Source organism: Pseudomonas sp. MWU16-30316, assembly GCF_020515645.1.
In the GTDB taxonomy this organism is placed as follows: Bacteria; Pseudomonadota; Gammaproteobacteria; order Pseudomonadales; family Pseudomonadaceae; genus Aquipseudomonas; species Aquipseudomonas cerasi.
Genome location: NZ_JAIZAZ010000007.1, coordinates 64,598 through 82,386 on the forward strand (window position 1 = coordinate 64,598; position 17,789 = coordinate 82,386).

Genomic DNA, 17,789 nt, shown 5'->3' on the forward strand with positions numbered 1-17,789 from the left:
TGGAAGCATGACATCACGAAACAATGAATCAGTAATAACCCTGCTCGGTCATCCGGCCGCGCTCAAGCGTCAAGTAACGCTGGCAAAACTCTTTACCTTCTTCTACTGCGTGGGTAACAAGGATCAAGGCCATCCCGTCATCCTGCATCATGCGAATTCGTTCGTGGCATTTGCGCTTGAACTCTTCGTCCCCTACCGCAAGAACTTCGTCAGCCAGTAATGTCTGAGGCTCGACATGAACGGCGACTGAAAAACCCAGCCTCATGTACATGCCTGACGAATAGTTCTTTACCGGCGTATCGATGAAGTTTCCCAACCCGGAAAAATCGACAATCTCGTTGAAGCGCGAACGCACTTCCTTGTTACTCAATCCAAACAGACTGGCATTGAGGTAGATATTTTCCTCGCCGGTCAGTTCAGGGTGAAAACCCACTCCTATTTCGATTAGCGGTGCTACTCGCCCCACACTGGTCAGCCGCCCACTGGTGGGCACAAGAATGCGTGAGACCAGTTGCAACAAGGTACTTTTACCTGAACCGTTATGCCCCACCAGTGCAAGCGACTCACCTTTGTGCAAGGTGAACGAGACATCACTGACTGCCGTGAATGTTTCGGCACGCTCACGATATCGAGTGTCAAACAGCCCCAGAAACTTCTTCTTCAAACCGCCTCTGTTATGGCGCAGAACAAACTGTTTGGTAAGGTTCTCTGCCTTGATGACCACGCGACTCATAGATATTCCACCACGCGGTCCACCTTCCTGAACATAAACAGGCCCACCAGCAGCGACGCAGCGCCCATGAACACGCACAGCAGCAAATCACGAGGCTCGGGAACGATTCCGCCATGCAGAATGCTGGTAAAACTGTTGAAGTACAGGCCTACCGGGTTATAGGCCGCAATGCGGGCGACACCGTCGGGCAGCGATGAGGTCACCCATACGATGGGTGTAAGCCAGAACAACAAGGGTAGAAACACATCGGTGAAGTGCTTGGCATCCCGTACGGTGACCTGGATGACGCTGAGTGCCAGACCAACGCCCATGATCAATGCCATGAAGGCGATCAGCACAATCGGATAAAACAACAGTGCACGCGAAAAGACACCGCCCAGCATGGCAAATAGCGATGCATAGACGAGCATGCAGCCGGCCCAGAAAACGACGATGGCCAGCGCCCCGGAAATGGGTAACAACAGACGGGGAAAACGCAACTTTCGAATGAGGTTGCCGTTATTGATCAGCCACTCTCCGCTTTGCGAAACAATTTGTGCCAGAAGCATCCAATGGACAACCCCTGTCACCAGGTGCAGCGCAAAGCGGTCCTGACTACTGGGCAGAATATAAGTGAACACCGTGTAATACGTGAGCGTGACAACCAATGGGTTACCCAACGACCAGACAAAACCCAACGTTGCACCCATGTAACGGATTTTTATTTCCTTGGAAACAAGATTGATGATCAGGTCACGCCACTTCATCACGCCCGGACTGCAGAAAGACGGCATACGGTATCCAGCTATTAATAGGTAAATCAGAGAGAGCGACTTTGACAACCAAGATCATAAATGGATAACCTTATGGCCTCACGCTGCGAACACATGTTCTCTTCTTTTACCCAGCTACAGCTATAGGACGCCGCCTTAGTTCCTGTGGGAATATTCCACAAGCTACCAACGGCAGCGAACTGAGCCCCTCGCTACACTCGTTCACGATCGCAAGGCACTTCCCTGCACGCGCGTTGATCTATAACGTCAATGGTCCTTTGCAACACGACCGGTCCAGCGATCCCCCTTGAACAAGCGAGGCTTCTCATGACGCAAACGCCCTACACTCCGCCGAAGGTCTGGCACCAGGAAACAAAAGCGGGCGGCACGTTCGCCAGCATCAACCGGCCCGTCGCCGGCCCTACGCACGACAAGGAGCTGCCGGTCGGCAAACACCCGCTGCAGCTTTATTCACTGGCCACACCCAACGGTGTAAAGGTCACGATCATGCTCGAAGAGCTGCTGGCGCTCGGACACCGCGGCGCGGAATACGATGCCTGGCTGATCCGCATCTCCGAGGGCGATCAGTTCTCCAGCGGCTTTGTCGAGATCAATCCCAATTCCAAGATCCCGGCATTGCTGGACCGAAGCCATGAAACACCTGTTCGGGTATTCGAGTCCGGCTCTATCCTGCTGTACCTGGCTGAGAAGTTTTCCAGCTTCCTGCCAGCCGACCCGGCAGGCCGTACCGAAACGCTGAACTGGCTGTTCTGGCAGATGGGCGCCGCGCCTTATCTGGGTGGCGGTTTCGGGCATTTCTATGCCTACGCGCCCGAGAAACTCGAATACCCCATCAACCGCTTCGCGATGGAGGCCAAGCGCCAACTCGATGTGCTCAACCGCCGCCTGGGCGAGCACCGCTATCTGGCTGGCGATACCTACACGATTGCCGATATCGCGGTCTGGCCATGGTATGGCGCGCTGGTGCGGAACAAAGTGTATTCGGCTGCCGAATTCCTCTCGGTACACGAATACCCGAACCTGATTCGCTGGACGGAAGAAATCGCCGCACGCCCGGCCGTTATCAAAGGCCAGAAGGTCAATCGCACCTGGGGCGAAGAAGCCGATCAGGTTCCGGAGCGGCATCAGGCATCCGATCTGGATAAATAAGGCACACGTCAAGTCCTTCGCGGACAGAAACCTGATGCTACAAACCCACAGGAAACTCTGGAACAGAACGTCCTGATCTGCACGTAAAGTAGCCGACCTTAACCACCGCCCAAGGACGCGCCTTTATGAGCCGAACAACCGTTCTTCCAGACTTTCGCTCGCAATCGCCCATCAGGTTGCTACGCAGTGGAGTACTTTCAGTATGAGTACTCCCAACACACCGCATACGCCTGTACATGATCGCTTTGATGAAGTGCTCGCCATGATCCGGAGCGCTCGACAGCAGGCCGCACAGGCGGTGAACACGCAATTGATCGAGCTTTACTGGCAAGTCGGCGCTTACATCAGTCGCAAGCTTGAAAACGCTGAATGGGGTGACGCGGTGGTCACCCAGCTTGCCGAGCATCTGGCCACCACCCAGCCAGGACTGCGTGGTTTCACACGCAGCAACCTTTTTCGCATGCGCCAATTCTATGAGATTTACCGTGCAGAAGAGAAAGTCGCGCCACTGGCGCGACGATTATCCTGGTCACATAACCTGATCATTTTCAGCCAGAGCAAGCGTCCTGAAGAACGCGAGTTCTACCTGAAAATGGCAACTCAGGAAAGGTGGTCAAAACGCGAACTTGAGCGCCAATTCAAGAACGCTCTATTCGAGCGTACTGTCACCCAGCCAGCCAAAGCCTCGGCGATGCTCAAGGAAACTCGGCCGGCCGCACTGGATATATTCCGTGATGCCTACATGGTGGAGTTTCTGGAGCTGCCACCGGGGCACGCCGAAGCGGACCTGCATGGCGGTTTGTTGAAACGCCTGAGGGACTTTCTGATCGAGCTAGGCCGCGACTTCTGTTTTGTCGGCTCCGAGTACGCGCTGCAGGTCGGCAGCCAGGACTTTGCTCTGGATCTGCTGTTTTTCCATCGAGGCCTCAATTGCCTCGTTGCCATTGAGCTCAAGGTCGGCCGCTTTGAGCCCGAATACCTCGGCAAACTGGACTTTTACCTGGAAGCGCTGGACCGCAACGAACGCAAACCCCATGAAAACCCGGCCATTGGCGTCTTACTCTGCGCCAGCAAAAACGACGAAGTCGTCGAGTACGCTCTGAACCGCTCGCTTTCACCCGCGTTGATTGCCGAGTACCAGACCCGCCTGCCGGACAGACAGTTACTGCAAGCGAAACTGCATGAGTTCTACGCGAGTGCTGTGTTGAACGATCAGTGATACCTGCCAGGCGCACGATGCATTACGCTTGCGGGTACCTGAGCCGCAGCCTGCAAGCCTTTTTCACCCGGAGCCTCCAATGCCGCAAGACAAAGACCCTCGTGCCCACACCGCCCTGTCGCAACGCGGTCGCAGTGCTGCCAGCGGGCCGGGGATTGCGGTCAACCCACCCGTCGTGCGCCTCAGTACGGTGCTGTTCGACAGTCTGGAAAGCTTGCGGCAGGCGGAAATTCGCACCGCAGGACCGGAGCGCTCGCTGACTTACGGCGCCAACGGCAACCCGACTGCGTTTGCCTTGCAGGACCTGATCTCCGAGCTCGAAGGTGCACACGGCACCTGCCTGTACCCGACCGGGCTGGCCGCAGTGGCGCAGATGTTTCAATCGTTTCTACGCCCTGGCGATCATGTCCTGATCACCGAATCGGTCTATGGTCCTGTTCGGCGGCTGGCGAAAACCATGCTGACCGCCTTCGACATCCCGTTCGATTTCTACGCGGCCGACGGCAGTAACGTGGAATCGCTGATCAAGGCCAACACCCGGATGATCTATGCCGAGGTGCCCGGCTCGCTGACATTCGACATGTGTGACCTGCCATCCCTGTCACAGCTGTGCAAAGCAAGGAATCTGCTGCTGGCTGTGGATAACTCCTGGGGCTCGGGGGTGCTGTACAAGCCGCTGGAACTGGGCGCGGACATTTCGCTGATGGCCCTGACCAAGTACGTGGCCGGCCACTCCGACGTGATGATGGGCAGCGTCAGCACCACCGAAGCGCACTGGCATACCCTGAAAACCATGAACACCGCCGTGGGCAATACCGTCAGCCCCGACGATGCCTATCTGGTGCTGCGTGGCGCCCGCAGTCTGGCGGCGCGCATGGCCATGCATGAGCGTCACGCGCTGCAGATCGCACAATGGCTGCAGACTCAGCCCCAGGTTGCCCGCGTGCTGTATCCCGCGTTGCCGGACGATCCGGGCCACGCGATCTGGAAGCGCGACTTCCATGGCTGCAACGGCTTGCTCAGTTTTGAATTCAACACCGTTGACCGGCAGGTGCTGGATCGCTTTACCGGCGCGTTGAAACTGTTCGGCGTCGGCTACTCCTGGGGTGGTTTTGAAAGCCTGATCACGGAAGTCGAACAACACGGTCCCGAGCGCGGTAGCGGCCCGATGCTGCGGCTGCAGGTCGGCCTGGAAAGCCCGGAAGACCTGATCGCGGATCTGCGCAACGGATTCGCGGCAGGTTGACCCCTGCAGTCGCTTGAAGAGCGCAGGTCCGTCGCCGCAATTTGCCCAGACGCCAACGCTCTGCTAGTGTCGCGCGGTTTAACCTCTACCGGAAATGCCCTCATGGCCCGCAAGAAAGCTGCACTGGATTTCGAACAGTCACTCGCTGACCTGCAAGCGCTGGTAGAGCGGCTGGAGAATGGCGAGTTGTCGCTGGAAGACTCCCTGACCGCCTTCGAGCAAGGTGTACGCCTGACCCGCGACTGCCAGAGCGCCCTCACCCAGGCCGAGCAGAAGGTTCAGGTATTGCTGGAACGCGATGGCGAGCTCAGCGAAGAGCCGTTCGACGATGCGGAACTCCCTGAATGATCGCGAGCTATCAAGCGCAAAGCCAGACTCGCGTAAACGCAGCACTCGACGCGCTGTTCAAGGCCCCGGGCCCTGAGCTCGAACGCCTCTACGAAGCCATGCGCTACAGCGTTATGAACGGCGGCAAGCGCGTGCGCCCGCTGCTCGCGTATGCCGCCTGCGAAGCACTGGGCGGTGTAGCCGAGGATGCCAACGGCGCCGCCTGTGCCGTTGAACTGATTCATGCCTACTCGCTGGTCCATGACGATTTGCCGGCAATGGACGACGACGACCTGCGTCGCGGTCAGCCGACCACCCACAAGGCCTTCGATGAAGCCTGCGCGATCCTCGCCGGTGACGGCCTGCAAAGCCTGGCCTTCACCGCCCTGCTCGCCCCTCACCTGACGTCACGCGATGCCGAGACGCGTCTGCAGATGGTCACGGCCCTCGCGACGGCGGCCGGACCGGCGGGCATGGTGGGTGGCCAGGCTATCGATCTGGGTTCAGTGGGGCTGAAGCTCGATCAGGCGGCGCTGGAATACATGCATCGCCACAAGACCGGTGCATTGATCGAAGCCAGCGTCCGGCTGGGCGCACTGGCCAGCGGTCACGCCGATCAGCCCCGCCTCGATGCCCTCCAGGTCTACGCGCGTGCAATCGGTCTGGCGTTTCAGGTTCAGGACGACATTCTCGATGTTGAAAGCGATACCTCCACCCTCGGCAAGCGCCAGGGCGCCGACATCGCCCGCGACAAGCCGACCTACCCAGCGCTGCTGGGCCTGGAAGCGGCCAAACACTACGCACTGGAACTGCGTGATCAGGCGCTGCAGGCGCTGAGCCCGTTCGATGCCGCCGCAGAGCCGTTGCGCCAGCTGGCACGCTACATCGTCGAACGTCGCCACTGATCACTGTCACCCGAACCGGAAAATCCGCTGAATCAACCACGCGTCACCGTGGTCTCAGTGAGTACACATGTCAGTCGGCAGGTCATCCGCCGACTCACTTCATGGGCAGCGTGCGATGCATAAGGTAAACTGCCGCCTCTTTTACTTATAACGATTCGCCTGATGCCCACGACGTTCAAAGAGATCCCACGCGAGCGCCCGGTCACGCCGTTGCTCGACCGAGCCGACACCCCGCACGGCCTGCGCCGTCTGGGCGAAGCCGAGCTGGAAACACTGGCCGATGAACTGCGCCTGGAATTGCTGTATTCCGTTGGCCAGACCGGAGGGCATTTTGGTGCCGGCCTCGGGGTCATCGAGCTGACCATCGCGCTGCATTACGTTTTCGACACCCCGGACGACCGTCTGGTGTGGGACGTGGGTCATCAAGCCTATCCGCACAAGATCCTCACCGGCCGTCGCGCGCGCATGTCCACGCTGCGCCAGAAGGACGGGGTTGCGGCCTTTCCGCGTCGCAGCGAAAGCGAGTACGACACCTTTGGTGTCGGGCACTCCAGCACCTCGATCAGCGCCGCGCTGGGCATGGCGATTGCCTCGCGCCTACAGGGCAGCGAGCGCAAATCGATTGCCGTGATCGGCGACGGTGCGCTGACTGCCGGCATGGCCTTCGAAGCGCTGAACCACGCGCCGGAAGTGGCCGCCGACATGTTGGTGATCCTCAACGACAACGACATGTCGATCTCGCGCAATGTCGGCGGACTGTCGAATTATCTGGCCAAGATTCTTTCCAGCCGCACCTACAGCAGCATGCGTGAAGGCAGCAAAAAGGTGCTTTCGCGCCTGCCCGGTGCCTGGGAAATCGCGCGGCGCACCGAAGAGTACGCCAAAGGCATGCTGGTCCCGGGTACGCTCTTCGAAGAGCTGGGCTGGAATTACATCGGTCCTATCGACGGCCACGACCTGCCGACCCTGATCGCCACCCTGCGCAACATGCGTGACCTGAAAGGCCCGCAGTTTCTGCATGTGGTGACCAAGAAGGGCAAGGGGTTTGCGCCGGCCGAAGTCGATCCGATCGGCTATCACGCCATTACCAAGCTCGAGCCGCTGAATGCGCCTGCCGCGCAGAAAAAGATCAGCGCACCGAAATACTCCGGTGTGTTCGGCCAGTGGATCTGTGACATGGCCGACGCTGACGCACGGCTGGTCGGCATCACACCGGCGATGAAGGAAGGTTCGGACCTGGTTGCGTTCAGCGAACGCTTCCCCGAGCGCTATTTCGATGTGGCCATCGCCGAACAACACGCAGTGACCCTGGCGGCCGGTATGGCGTGTGAAGGCAGCAAGCCGGTGGTGGCGATCTATTCGACCTTCCTGCAGCGTGGTTACGATCAGCTGATCCACGACGTCGCGGTACAGAACCTCGACGTGCTGTTCGCCATCGACCGCGCCGGGTTGGTGGGCGAAGACGGTCCGACTCACGCGGGCAGCTTCGACCTTTCGTACCTGCGCTGCATCCCCGGCATGCTGGTGATGACGCCGAGCGATGAAAACGAACTGCGCAAGCTGCTCAGCACCGGTTACCTGCATACCGGCCCCGCGGCAGTACGCTACCCACGCGGCACCGGCCCTAACGCGGTGATCGAGGCCAGTCTTGACCCGGTCGAGATCGGCAAGGGCGTTGTGCGGCGTCAGGGCCAGGGCGTTGCGATACTGGCGTTCGGTGTGCAACTGGCCGAGGCGCTGGTGGTGGCCGAGAAGCTCGATGCAACGGTGATCGACATGCGTTTCGTCAAGCCACTGGACGAAGCCTTGGTCAGCGAAGCTGCCGCCAACCACGAGTTGCTGGTCACACTGGAAGAAAACGCCGTCATGGGCGGTGCAGGTGCTGCGGTCAGCGAATTCCTGGCGCGCGCCAATATCCTCAAGTCGGTATTGCACCTGGGTTTGCCGGATGTCTACGTCGAGCATGCCAAGCCTGCGCAGATGCTCACCGAGTGCGGCCTGGATGCCCAAGGGATCGAAGCCGCGATCAATGAGCGACTGGCGCTGATTGGCTGACTGCCAGAGGTTCCTCACGCGCCTGGCGTGAGGAACGATCATCACCCGCCCTCGTGCAGCAATCCTGATAACATGCTGCGCACTTCGACACTGCCGCGATGCCAGCCGATGCCTCATGTGACCCGCTCCGCCTCCACGCCTGAATTGACCTCGTTGTTCGCCGCCTTGCAGCAGCACTTCATGCAGGTCGTCGTTCCGCTGTGGCAGGGTCCTGGCTGGAACGCACAATTGGCATTGCCTTACGAAGCACTCGACGCCGGCGATCAACCGTTGCCGCCGCAACGCTATCGCGCCATGGCCTGTGCCCGTCAGCTGTTTCTGTTTTCCAGCCTCATCGATCACGCACAAGTGCCGGATGCACGGGCGCGGGCCGGTGAATTGTTCCGCTCCCTGCAACAGCACTTCCACGATGCCGAGCATGGCGGCTGGTTCTACAGCATCGATCCACAGGGCAAGCCGCTGGATCGCCGCAAGGACCTCTACACCCACGCTTTCATTATTTTTGCCTGTGCACACTACTGGGCGAAAGCTCAGGACCCGCTGGCAGAGTCGGTGCTCAATGCAGCGCTCAACGTTGTCGCCGAACGCTTTGCCGACAACGACGGGCTGTACGAGGCGCAGCTCGATGAAGACTGGTCGATACTGGGCACCGGACCTTTGCAAAACCCCTTGATGCACCTGGCAGAGGCCTTTCTGGCCACCCTGTCGGTGCGTGCCGACCCTGCCACACAGGCTGCACTGGACGCGCTGGTTATCCACATGCAACGCCGTTTCGTCGATACGGCAACCGGCGTGATGCTGGAGAAGCCTCTGGGCGCTGTGGATAACTGGTACGAGCCAGGTCATCAGTTCGAATGGTTCTTCCTGCTGCAATCGTCCCCGGAACTGCACGGGCGCGAGCTGCATGAGTCCATGACCCGCGCGTTCGTCTACGCTCAGGCGCAAGGTGTCGATCCTCACAGCGGGGCTGTGACGGCGATGCTGGCGCTGGATGGTACAGTGCGCGATGCCACCCAGCGTATCTGGGCCCAGGCGGAATACCTGCGGGCGATGGCCCTGCGCCCGGACTGCGAAGCGGCCTTGACCCGGCAGCTGTCGGCCTTCGAGCAGCGCTTTCTGCATGCCCGGGGCTGGAACGAGTGCGTCGAGCCCGATGGCAGGGTCAGCCGCAGCGATATGCCGTCGACGACGCCCTACCACTTGGCCACCTGCTACATCGGCCTGGCAGATTTCGTCGAAAATCGCTTCGTCAGCGCATTCCCGCCGCCAACGCCGGCAGATAGCTGATCAGACCGCATCTGCGCGGCCCGATCAGCACATCATTCAACCGCGGTTGCGATCAATCGCAAAGCCGGCCCAGGTCTGGCTGACTGGCATCAGTTCCAGGCTGTTGATGTTGACGTGCGCTGGCGTGTTCATGATCCAGAAGATGGTGTCGGCGATGTCCTGAGGCTGAATCGGCTCGGCACCTGCGTAGGTCGCATCGTACTTGGCCTGATCACCGCCGAAACGTACCAGCGAAAACTCGCTCTCGCACAGCCCTGGCTCAAGGTTGGTGACTCTCACGCCCGTGCCGATCAGATCGTTGCGCAGGTTCAGCGAGAACTGCCCGACAAAGGCCTTGGTGCCACCGTAGACGTTGCCACCCGGATACGGGTAGTTACCGGCGACCGAACCCAGGTTGACAATGCTCGCGCCGCGACCATGCGCGATCAGGCGTGGCAGCAGCAGACGCGTGGTGTAGACCAGACCTTTGACGTTGGTGTCGATCATGGTGTCCCAGTCATCCAGATCGCACTTGGGTGCAGGATCGATCCCCAGCGCCAGGCCGGCATTATTGATCAGCCCGCGAATGGTGCCGAACTCTTCAGGCAAATCTGCGATGGCGCTCTCCATCGCCTTGCGGTCACGCACATCCAGCACCAGCGTATGCACCTTGGTCTGCTTCGACAGCTCGGCGCTCAAGGCATCCAGACGGTCCTTGCGTCGACCGGTCAGCACCAGCGACCAGCCCGCCTCGGCGAAACGGCGGGCACACGCCTCGCCAAAACCGGAAGTGGCGCCCGTGATGAATACAGTGGAAGTCATTTCATTCTCCTGACATGGCGCAAAAACAGCGCTGCCTGTTAATAAGTTTCTGGCAAGGGCAGCAGAATGCCCGTCAGCGGGACATCGATGCAACAACCGAGTGCATTTGTACAAAAAACAACCAACCCGGAGCAAGCCTTGCGACACGGGCCTCGCAGGTACTTTTGCCCACCTTATCCACAGTCAGACCCACAATCTCTGGGGGCAAGTCAGTGGCGCTGGACATCACGTGTTTCGGGGCCTGCAGCGTATCAGGCGAAGTTTTTTCCTTGACTTTGCCCGACACTGACAAGAGGCCGGAAAGCGTCAGAAAACGGTGATGGCCTGTAGCCCAGACCCTATAACGTCCGGGGCAGTCTTTCCAAGGCTTGTTAACAGACTTATCCACAGGCTGTTCACCTGAAAACCCTGTATGAACGACCAGCCCCCATGCTGTTGACAAACGCCCCATCAGGCCGGTCGAAAATCACTGTGCGAAATTTAACCACTCTTCTACAGGCCTTATGCATAAAGGGCTGCAGGCAAATACTCCCAAGTTATTAACAGCCGGTTCCACAGTAAACCTGAACAAGTCAAAACGGTGACAAAACAACCATTTGCAGCGGTTTTATGTCGCACTTATCAGACGCGCCAAAATTGTTTTCCACAATTGCATACGACCGCGCCCCGGATGTTTGAGCATCCAGGGCGCGCGAAGAAAACGGCAGGGTTTTGACGAACTCAATGCCCGCCCAGATAAGCGTTCCTTACCTCTTCATTTACCAGCAATTCCTGCCCGGTGCCGGACAGGCGAATCTCGCCATTGACCATGACGTAAGCCCGGTCGGACAGCTTGAGCGCATGGTTGGCGTTCTGCTCGACCAGGAATATCGTCATGCCTGTGGCTGCCAGTTCACGCAGGGTCGAGAAGATCTGTTTGACGATGATCGGGGCCAGCCCCAGGCTTGGCTCATCGAGCAGCAGCAGTTTCGGACGACTCATCAGCGCGCGGGCGATGGCGAGCATTTGCTGCTCGCCTCCGGACATGGTCATGGCTCGCTGATTGCGGCGCTCCTTGAGCCTGGGGAACAGCTCGAACATGCGCTGCATGTCTTCGGCCGAATGCTTGTCGCCAATCGGAATGGTGCCCATCATCAGGTTTTCCTCGACCGACATGTCGGGAAAGACCCGCCGCCCCTCCGGCGACTGCGCAATACCGTTGGAGGCGATGTAATGCGAGGACTTCTGGGTGATATCGGTGCCCTGATAGATGATCTGCCCGCTGGCCGCGCGCGGCTGACCGAAGATCGACATCAGCAGCGTGGACTTGCCCGCGCCGTTGGAGCCGATCAGGCTCACCGTTTCGCCCTCATTGATGTGCAGCGAGACTTTCTTCAGGGCCTGAATCGGCCCGTAAAACACATCGATCTCTTTCAGTTCGAGGATCGGCTTGCTCATACCAGCTCCTCTTCATCAGCGCCCAGATACGCGGCGATCACCTTCGGATCGTTACGGATCTGTTCCGGCCCCCCCATCGCAATCACGTTGCCATGGTCGAGCACCACAATATCGTCGGAAATCCCCATGACCATGCCCATATCATGCTCGATCAGCACGATGGTCATGTCGTGCTCGTCACGCAGCAGACGGATCATGCCGCTGAGCGCCTCGGTTTCCTGCGGGTTGAGGCCGGCAGCCGGCTCATCCAGGCAGATCACCTGCGGCCGCGTGCACATGGCTCGTGCAATCTCCAGACGGCGTTGCTGCCCGTAGGACAACTCGCCAGCCAGACGATTGGCGCAGTCCACCAGATCGACCACCTCCAGCCAGTAAAAGGCGGTATTCAGCGCGTCCTCTTCGGCCTTGCGATAGCCCCTGGTATTCAGGATCCCGCTGATCAGGCTGCGGTTGACCCACATGTGCTGGGCGACCAGCAGGTTTTCAACCACCGACATTTCCTTGAACAGGCGAATGTTCTGAAACGTGCGCGCCAGCCCTGCCCTGTTGACCAGATGGGTGCCGCCGAACATCTTGTAGTACACCCGGCTGAGGAAGCTTTTCGGCGACACGAAGTCGGTCGCCTGGAACGGCTCGCCCAATAGCTTGATCACATTGGTGGTCTTGCCACGAGTGTGCAGTTCGATGCGTCCGCCAGTGGCCTTGTAGAAACCGGTCAGGCAGTTGAAGACCGTAGTCTTGCCCGCACCGTTGGGGCCGATCAGGGCGAAAATCGAATTGCGACGGACCTTGAGGCTGACGTCGCTGAGGGCCTTGATGCCGCCAAAGTGCATCATCAGGTGCTCTACGGAGAGAATCACTTCAGTGCTCATCGCGCAGCCCCCTCAGTCACCAGCGCGCCCTTGCGCGGTTTCACCCCGGTGCGGCTGATGCGAATCAGGCCGCGTGGTCGCCAGATCATCATCAGCACCATCAGAATCCCGAACAGCAGCACGCGGTACTCGGAGAAGCTGCGCAGCAGCTCAGGCGCAACGGTCAGCACAAACGCGGCGATCACCACACCGACGGTCGAGCCCATGCCGCCCAGCACCACAATCGCCAGAATCAGCGCCGATTCGAAAAAGGTGAATGAGGTTGGGTTGACGAAGCCCTGATAGCTGGCAAAAAACACACCGGCAAGGCCTGCGGTCGATGCGCCAATCGTGAACGCCGACAGCTTGACCAGCACGTGATTGAGGCCCATCGAACGACAGGCGATCTCATCCTCGCGCAAGGCTTCCCAGGCACGCCCGATCGGCATGCGGGTCAGGCGATGCTTGATGAACAGCACCGCCAGCACGACAAGAAACAGCACGGCGTAGATGAAGATGAATTTCAGGTCAGGGTTGTAATCGAAGCCGAAATATTCATGGATCGGCACCCCGCCATCCTTGGCGCGTCGGCCGAATTCCAGCCCCAGGAAGGTAGGCGCGGGCACCGGCACACCGTTCGGGCCGCCGGTGAACGAAAGCCAGTTGTTCAGCACCAGACGAATGATCTCGCCGAACCCGAGGGTCACGATGGCCAGATAGTCACCATGCATGCGCAACACCGGGAAACCAAGAATGCATCCGGCCAGCGCCGCCGCAATCGCCGCCAGCGGTAACGCCGACCAGAAGCCCAGCCCCAGATACTGATAGCCCAGCGCCAGACCATAGGCTCCGATGGCATAAAACGCCACGTAGCCAAGATCGAGCAGCCCCGCCAGACCGACCACGATGTTCAGCCCCAGGCCCAGCAGCACGTAGATAAGACCGAGGATGACCACGGTCAGAATGTACTTGTTGGCGAAAATCGGGAACACGATGGCAATCACGATCAGCAGCGGAATGATCCAGTACAGGCGCGATCGATGATCCGGTTTGAGCACATGCACGCCGGAGTCGGAGCTTTCGAAGCTCTGGGAAACACGCAGGCCGCTGGGCGTCTGCAGAAACAGACTGAGCAGGAAGCGACCGATCATGACCACACCCACCAGCCAGGCCACGCGGGTCGGTTGCAGGTTGAAGCTGTAGCCATCGAGCACGATCCCGACGATGGGGCCGAACACAATCAGCGCCAGCAACCCGGCAACCACGGCATCGATCAGACTCTTCTTGATGTCGACAGGTTTGGAAACAGGAACAGCAACAGGAACGGACATACTTATACCTTCGCCACGAGTGGGCGACCCAGCAGGCCTTGGGGACGGAAAATCAGGATCAGCACCAGCAGGCCGAAACTGAACACGTCTTTGTAATCGGAGTTGATCAGACCGGAGAACTGCGACTCGGCAACCCCCAGGATCAAACCGCCCAGCATGGCACCCGGCAACGAGCCGATCCCGCCCAGCACGGCGGCAGTGAACGCCTTGATGCCGATGATGAAGCCGGCATAGAAGTCGAACGTACCGTAATTCATGGTGATCAGCACACCGGCCAACGCCGCCATGGCCGCGCCGATGATGAACACATAGGAAATGACCCGGTCGGTGTTGATGCCGAGAATCGAGGCCATCTTGCGGTCTTGCTGGGTGGCCCGGCACATGCGGCCCAGCTTGGTGTACTTGATGATGTAGGTCAGCACGCCCATGCCGACGAAGGCGGCAATGAGGATGAAGATCTTGGTGTAGGTGATCTGCACGAAGCCGCTGCCGACTTCAAAGCGCCACGCACCTTCGAGCAATGTAGGCACGCCTTGCTGGCGCGCACCCTGGCTGATCTGTGCGTAGTTCTGCAGGATCAGGGAAATGCCGATAGCGCTGATCAGCGGCGCCAGACGGGTCGAGTTGCGCAGTGGCTTGTACGCCACGCGCTCGATGACGAAGCCGTAAACACCGGTCACCACGATGGTGAAGATCAGCGTACCGAGAATCAGGAACGGAAAGGATTCCAGTCCGAAGAAAGACAGAACCGCGAGGCCGATGGCGGCCAGGTAGGCGGAAATCATGTACACGTCGCCATGGGCGAAGTTAATCATGCCGATGATGCCGTAGACCATCGTATAGCCGATGGCGATGAGGCCATAGACAGACCCGAGGGTGAGTCCGTTGACCATTTGTTGCAGGAAGATTCCATCCATCACGCACGCTCACACAAAAAGGCAGCTCAGCACCCTGTCAGTCACGCCCTCGTGAGGCATGACCGACAGGTCCGAAAACGATAAAAGAGATGCAGGCTCGCTCCTGGGCGAGCCCATCATCGGATCAGCGCCTGACGCGCAGGGCCGACGCGAGGTCTATCTCACTTCTGTTTTTCGAGTTGCTTGTACTTGCCGGCGGCGTCCCACTGGTAAACCACGTAGTCGGAGACTTTCAGGTCACCCTTGGCATCCCAGGCTTTCTCGCCCATGACGGTCTTGACCGGGTTGGCCTTGAGCCACGTGGCGGCTGCGTCACCCTTGTTGGACTTGGCACCATTGAAACCGGCCGCCAGGGCCTGTACCGAAGCGTACGCGTAGAGGGTGTAGCCTTCAGGCTCGTAACCGGCCTTGCGGAACTGGTCCACGACAGCCTTGCTGTCCGGCAATGCGCGCGGGTCAGCGCCGAAGGTCATGTACACGCCATCGACGTACTGTGCACCACCTGCAGTGGTGACCAGCCCGTCGGTCACGACGCCATCATCGGACATGAACTTGACGTCCTTGAGGCCCTGCTCGCGCATCTGACGAACCAGCGGACCGGCTTCCGGGTGCAGACCACCGAAGTACACGACGTCAGCGCCTACCGAACGAATCTTCGTGACCAGCGCACTGAAATCTTTTTCGCCACGGGTCAGACCCTCTTCGAGGATCGGCTTGACGCCCCGCGCGGTCAGTTGCTTGGCCGTTGCGTCAGCGAGGCCCTTACCGTAAGTGTCCTTGTCGTTGATAACGGCGACTTTCTTGCCTTTGAGCACGTCGACGATGTAGTCACCCGCAACGACACCCTGCTGGTCGTCACGGCCGCACATGCGGAACATCTCTTTCAGGCCACGTTCGGTCACGGCCGGGTTGGTCGAGCCTGGCGTAATGGCAATAATGCCAGCGTCGCCGTAGATCTCCGAAGCAGGGATGGTCGACGACGAGCAGAAGTGACCGACTACACCAATCACTTTTTCCTGATCCACCAGGCGGTTGGCAACCGCCACGGCCTGCTTGGGCTCACAGGCGTCATCGCCCGCGACCAGTACTATTTTCTCCCCGTTGACACCACCTGCCGCATTGATCGCATCGGCTGCTGCCTGCGCGCCCTTCATGTACTGCTGACCAAACGACGCGTTCGCGCCGGTCATCGGGCCCGCTACGCCGATTTTCACGTCCGCCTGTGCAAACGAAGACACGCCCAATGCAGTAGCCACTGCGATTGCCAGAAAACCTTTCCTGTAAAACGTATGCGACATAAGTGGTGCTCCTGAGGATATTTTTTTAGTTGGCACTTTCATGATCAAACAGATACAGAGTTGCTCAGAGCAAGGCGCGTGCCATCGCTTTTTAGTTGAGGGAGATGTCGTGTTCTTCGTGTCGATCCATCATGCAACGCCGCGCAACAGGGGCACTCTGGTTGCTTCGAGCACGCAAGGTGCAACCCCGGACGAAAAAAGAGCAACCCAAGCGTACTCGAGTAGCAACCAGCACATGCCGTGATGGGCAACCCACCTGTAACAGCACACGTCACCGAATTGCACACGCCCGGTGCGCGAACGCTACGAGACGCACCATTTGAGGCTAGCGGATTAAACGGGACCTGCTGCAGCCATCGTCAGATTCTGAAAAGCGCGTCACGCGGCGCCAGTAATAACCTCCCTGCATGCGCCCGACAAACGACCTTTAAGCGAGATATCATTCCGATAATTCATATTGCTTACGCCAGCCCCTTCGCGCCGCAAACAGAGAAGTCATCATGCTGAACAAACGTCATCTGCCCTCGATAGCCGCATTGCAATGCTTTGAGGCAGTGACCCGGCACCTGAGCTTCACGCGCGCGGCAGAAGAACTCAACCTGACCCAGAGCGCCGTCAGCAAGCAGGTCGCGCAACTCGAAGAGCTGGTTCAGCACCTGTTGTTCCAGCGCGTGCGCCGCCGTCTGCAACTGACGCCGGCCGGGGCGCTGTACCTGGCCGAAGTGCGCAAGATCCTGACCCAGATTGAGATGTCCACCCACTTCCTGCGCTCCTACGGCGGAGAAACCGAAGTACTGCGCGTCTCCACCCCGTCGACATTCGGCGCCCGCTGGCTGGTGCCGCGCCTCAAGGGCTGGCGCTTGCGTCACCCGCACATTCATCTGGACCTGATCAACGAGCAGGAATCCGATGATCTGATCAAAGGCCGTTGCGACGTGTCGTTCTATTTCGGCCAGGCCGCCACGCCCGGTGCAGAAAGCGTGAAGCTGTTCGGCGAGGAACTGGTGGCGGTGTGCGCCCCCGAAAGCCTGCCGGACGAGCCGCTCAGCGACCCGACCCAACTGAGCGAGCTGGTCCTGCTGCAGAATGCCTTCCGCCCAGAAGCCTGGCATGAATGGTTCGAAAGCCAGGGCTATCACACCGACCACAGCTATCACGGGCCGCGCTTTGAAACCTTCTATATGTGCATCCGCGCAGCCCAGGTTGGCTGCGGCGTTGCGCTGCTGCCACGCTTTCTGGTCGAGGAGGAACTGGCCGAGGGCAAACTGGTGATTGCCTGGGATTACGCATTGCCCAGCACTAACAGCGCCTACTACCTGTCCTATCCGGAACACACCGCCGACGTGCCCAAAATCCGGGTTTTTCTACAGTGGATGCTGGAACAGTTGGATCAACCCCCCGCTTAAGGGCGACAATGCACACCCATCCGGCCGTGAGCCTTCCATGGTGACAGACAGGAA

The 17,789-nt window shown here is 59.3% G+C and carries 16 protein-coding genes; 8 read left to right on the forward strand and 8 right to left on the reverse strand.

Translation table 11 applies throughout. The features are described 5' to 3' along the window. Positions 1 to 28 precede the first annotated feature (28 nt). Positions 29 to 733, reverse strand: coding sequence for an ABC transporter ATP-binding protein (locus tag LCH65_RS20635; protein WP_003366382.1), 705 nt, complete (start codon positions 731 to 733; stop codon positions 29 to 31). Beyond that, positions 730 to 1,506: an ABC transporter permease gene (locus tag LCH65_RS20640; RefSeq protein ID WP_058416247.1), complete on the reverse strand. Its 777-nt coding sequence runs from the start codon at positions 1,504 to 1,506 to the stop codon at positions 730 to 732. Before LCH65_RS20640 ends, LCH65_RS20635 begins: the two co-directional genes overlap by 4 nt. A gap of 306 nt (positions 1,507 to 1,812) precedes the next feature. On the opposite strand from LCH65_RS20640, the gene yghU reads away from it, so the two are divergent. The 7 genes from yghU to LCH65_RS20675 all read left to right on the forward strand — a co-directional run bounded on the left by yghU (position 1,813) and on the right by LCH65_RS20675 (position 9,694). Then, entirely contained in the window at positions 1,813 to 2,655 is an 843-nt protein-coding gene (gene yghU / locus LCH65_RS20645) for a glutathione-dependent disulfide-bond oxidoreductase (protein ID WP_058416246.1), read from the forward strand. Positions 2,656 to 2,857: 202 nt separating this feature from the next. Beyond that, positions 2,858 to 3,874, forward strand: coding sequence for a PDDEXK nuclease domain-containing protein (locus tag LCH65_RS20650; RefSeq protein ID WP_003366377.1), 1,017 nt, complete (start codon positions 2,858 to 2,860; stop codon positions 3,872 to 3,874). Positions 3,875 to 3,953: 79 nt separating this feature from the next. Then, positions 3,954 to 5,120, forward strand: coding sequence for a cystathionine beta-lyase (metC, locus tag LCH65_RS20655; protein WP_096127771.1), 1,167 nt, complete (start codon positions 3,954 to 3,956; stop codon positions 5,118 to 5,120). Positions 5,121 to 5,222: 102 nt separating this feature from the next. Beyond that, on the forward strand, positions 5,223 to 5,468 hold the full coding sequence (locus tag LCH65_RS20660; protein WP_002551852.1) for an exodeoxyribonuclease VII small subunit: 246 nt from the start codon (positions 5,223 to 5,225) through the stop codon (positions 5,466 to 5,468). Then, entirely contained in the window at positions 5,465 to 6,352 is an 888-nt protein-coding gene (locus tag LCH65_RS20665; RefSeq protein WP_226439756.1) for a farnesyl diphosphate synthase, read from the forward strand. Before LCH65_RS20660 ends, LCH65_RS20665 begins: the two co-directional genes overlap by 4 nt. 162 nt (positions 6,353 to 6,514) lie before the next feature. After that, entirely contained in the window at positions 6,515 to 8,407 is a 1,893-nt protein-coding gene (dxs, locus tag LCH65_RS20670; protein ID WP_024662689.1) for a 1-deoxy-D-xylulose-5-phosphate synthase, read from the forward strand. A gap of 72 nt (positions 8,408 to 8,479) precedes the next feature. Then, positions 8,480 to 9,694, forward strand: coding sequence for an AGE family epimerase/isomerase (locus LCH65_RS20675; RefSeq protein ID WP_003366369.1), 1,215 nt, complete (start codon positions 8,480 to 8,482; stop codon positions 9,692 to 9,694). A 36-nt stretch (positions 9,695 to 9,730) separates the two neighbouring features. On the opposite strand, the gene LCH65_RS20680 is transcribed toward LCH65_RS20675, so the two are convergent. From LCH65_RS20680 to LCH65_RS20705, 6 genes are all read right to left on the reverse strand, one after another. After that, positions 9,731 to 10,495: an SDR family oxidoreductase gene (locus LCH65_RS20680; RefSeq protein WP_003431917.1), complete on the reverse strand. Its 765-nt coding sequence runs from the start codon at positions 10,493 to 10,495 to the stop codon at positions 9,731 to 9,733. Between the two features lie 720 nt (positions 10,496 to 11,215). Then, complete coding sequence (locus LCH65_RS20685; RefSeq protein WP_004407872.1) at positions 11,216 to 11,932, reverse strand: ABC transporter ATP-binding protein; 717 nt, start codon at positions 11,930 to 11,932, stop codon at positions 11,216 to 11,218. Next, complete coding sequence (locus LCH65_RS20690; protein ID WP_003431920.1) at positions 11,929 to 12,804, reverse strand: ATP-binding cassette domain-containing protein; 876 nt, start codon at positions 12,802 to 12,804, stop codon at positions 11,929 to 11,931. Before LCH65_RS20690 ends, LCH65_RS20685 begins: the two co-directional genes overlap by 4 nt. Then, the gene (livM, locus tag LCH65_RS20695; protein WP_024662691.1) at positions 12,801 to 14,114 is read right to left on the reverse strand and encodes a high-affinity branched-chain amino acid ABC transporter permease LivM; all 1,314 of its coding nucleotides are present in this window, start codon (positions 14,112 to 14,114) and stop codon (positions 12,801 to 12,803) included. The genes LCH65_RS20690 and livM overlap by 4 nt, the downstream gene beginning before the upstream one ends. A 2-nt stretch (positions 14,115 to 14,116) precedes the next feature. Then, entirely contained in the window at positions 14,117 to 15,031 is a 915-nt protein-coding gene (locus tag LCH65_RS20700; RefSeq protein WP_003366358.1) for a branched-chain amino acid ABC transporter permease, read from the reverse strand. A 161-nt stretch (positions 15,032 to 15,192) separates the two neighbouring features. Beyond that, a complete protein-coding gene (locus LCH65_RS20705; protein ID WP_226439757.1) occupies positions 15,193 to 16,329 on the reverse strand; it encodes a branched-chain amino acid ABC transporter substrate-binding protein in 1,137 nt (378 codons plus the stop codon). Between the two features lie 500 nt (positions 16,330 to 16,829). On the opposite strand from LCH65_RS20705, the gene LCH65_RS20710 reads away from it, so the two are divergent. Then, complete coding sequence (locus tag LCH65_RS20710) at positions 16,830 to 17,735, forward strand: LysR substrate-binding domain-containing protein (protein ID WP_003366356.1); 906 nt, start codon at positions 16,830 to 16,832, stop codon at positions 17,733 to 17,735. Positions 17,736 to 17,789: the final 54 nt, after the last annotated feature.

Bases quoted from the DNA above. Each gene is read 5' to 3' on its own strand.
- LCH65_RS20635 (WP_003366382.1), bottom strand. From the start codon at position 733: ATGAGTCGCGTGGTCATCAAGGCAGAGAACCTTACCAAACAGTTTGTT.
- LCH65_RS20640 (WP_058416247.1), bottom strand. From the start codon at position 1,506: ATGCCGTCTTTCTGCAGTCCGGGCGTGATGAAGTGGCGTGACCTGATC.
- yghU (WP_058416246.1), top strand. From the start codon at position 1,813: ATGACGCAAACGCCCTACACTCCGCCGAAGGTCTGGCACCAGGAAACA.
- LCH65_RS20650 (WP_003366377.1), top strand. From the start codon at position 2,858: ATGAGTACTCCCAACACACCGCATACGCCTGTACATGATCGCTTTGAT.
- metC (WP_096127771.1), top strand. From the start codon at position 3,954: ATGCCGCAAGACAAAGACCCTCGTGCCCACACCGCCCTGTCGCAACGC.
- LCH65_RS20660 (WP_002551852.1), top strand. From the start codon at position 5,223: ATGGCCCGCAAGAAAGCTGCACTGGATTTCGAACAGTCACTCGCTGAC.
- LCH65_RS20665 (WP_226439756.1), top strand. From the start codon at position 5,465: ATGATCGCGAGCTATCAAGCGCAAAGCCAGACTCGCGTAAACGCAGCA.
- dxs (WP_024662689.1), top strand. From the start codon at position 6,515: ATGCCCACGACGTTCAAAGAGATCCCACGCGAGCGCCCGGTCACGCCG.
- LCH65_RS20675 (WP_003366369.1), top strand. From the start codon at position 8,480: ATGCTGCGCACTTCGACACTGCCGCGATGCCAGCCGATGCCTCATGTG.
- LCH65_RS20680 (WP_003431917.1), bottom strand. From the start codon at position 10,495: ATGACTTCCACTGTATTCATCACGGGCGCCACTTCCGGTTTTGGCGAG.
- LCH65_RS20685 (WP_004407872.1), bottom strand. From the start codon at position 11,932: ATGAGCAAGCCGATCCTCGAACTGAAAGAGATCGATGTGTTTTACGGG.
- LCH65_RS20690 (WP_003431920.1), bottom strand. From the start codon at position 12,804: ATGAGCACTGAAGTGATTCTCTCCGTAGAGCACCTGATGATGCACTTT.
- livM (WP_024662691.1), bottom strand. From the start codon at position 14,114: ATGTCCGTTCCTGTTGCTGTTCCTGTTTCCAAACCTGTCGACATCAAG.
- LCH65_RS20700 (WP_003366358.1), bottom strand. From the start codon at position 15,031: ATGGATGGAATCTTCCTGCAACAAATGGTCAACGGACTCACCCTCGGG.
- LCH65_RS20705 (WP_226439757.1), bottom strand. From the start codon at position 16,329: ATGTCGCATACGTTTTACAGGAAAGGTTTTCTGGCAATCGCAGTGGCT.
- LCH65_RS20710 (WP_003366356.1), top strand. From the start codon at position 16,830: ATGCTGAACAAACGTCATCTGCCCTCGATAGCCGCATTGCAATGCTTT.